This is a genomic window from Rhodococcus sp. KBW08 (assembly GCF_003852455.1).
GTDB lineage: Bacteria > Actinomycetota > Actinomycetes > Mycobacteriales > Mycobacteriaceae > Rhodococcus_F > Rhodococcus_F baikonurensis.
Map to the genome: position 1 here is coordinate 1 of NZ_QAJJ01000051.1, position 563 is coordinate 563.

The 563-nt window shown below is 62.3% G+C and carries 1 protein-coding gene; it reads right to left on the reverse strand.

All coding sequences use genetic code 11. From position 1 onward, the window contains the following. A partial coding sequence (locus DBV08_RS31920; protein WP_124570123.1) for an ATP-binding cassette domain-containing protein occupies window positions 1-563 on the reverse strand: 563 nt, incomplete at both ends.

Here is a 563-nt window from a genome sequence, read left to right on the forward strand (position 1 = left end):
CTACGCACGCGCACCGTCGACTCCGACGAACGATCCACGAACTCCGCCACCGTCGAATCCGAAATCAACCGACCCCGACCGATCACCACCAACTGCTCCGCCGTCAACGCCATCTCCGACAGAAGATGACTCGACACCAACACCGTGCGGCCCTCGGCCGCCAACCGCTGCATGAACTTACGAATCCAGACGATGCCCTCCGGATCGAGACCGTTGACCGGCTCGTCGAACAACAACACCTTCGGATCACCCAACAACGCACCCGCCAACCCGAGACGCTGCGACATACCCAACGAGAACCCGCCGGCCTTCTTGCCCGCCACCTCGGACAACCCGACCAACCCGAGCACCTCGTCAACCCGAGACTTCGGAATACCGTTCGAAGCAGCCATCCACTGCAAATGCGCCCGCGCACTCCGATTCGGGTGCACCCACTTCGCATCCAACAACGCGCCGACAGTCCGCAGCGGTGTCTTGAGCTCGCGGTACGGCTTGCCGTCGATCAACGCCGCACCCGACGTCGGCTGATCCAAACCCAGAATCATCCGCATCGTCGTCGACTT